Origin of the sequence: Paraburkholderia sp. SIMBA_030, assembly GCF_046535245.1 — a bacterium.
Taxonomy (GTDB): domain Bacteria; phylum Pseudomonadota; class Gammaproteobacteria; order Burkholderiales; family Burkholderiaceae; genus Paraburkholderia.
The window spans coordinates 1-275 of record NZ_JAWRXB010000415.1; the positions used below are offsets into that span (position 1 = coordinate 1).

Annotated in this window: 1 protein-coding gene; it reads left to right on the forward strand. The window is 43.6% G+C overall.

Translation table 11 applies throughout. The features are described 5' to 3' along the window. The coding region (locus tag SB772_RS40585) for a hypothetical protein (RefSeq protein ID WP_410838596.1) at positions 1-165 on the forward strand (165 nt) is incomplete at its 5' end. Positions 166-275 lie beyond the last annotated feature (110 nt).

Sequence of the window (275 nt, forward strand, 5' to 3'; positions counted from 1 at the left end):
GAAGCCGTTGAAGGCGAAGATGTTAATACTGGTGAAGGTGGTGAAGTAGTCGAGCTCGATACACTCACCAACAAAGAGCTAAAAGCTTTACTTGATGAAGAAGAAGTTGGCTACAACGACTCAGATACCAAAGCTGAGCTAATCGCACGCTTTCCAAAGGACTGATTATGTACGCGACTCGTGATGATTTAATCAGTCACTTTAGTGAGTTGGAAATTAGTCAGCTTGAGTCGTTACATGAAGACCCGTTGGCTGCAACTGCTAAAGCACTAAAG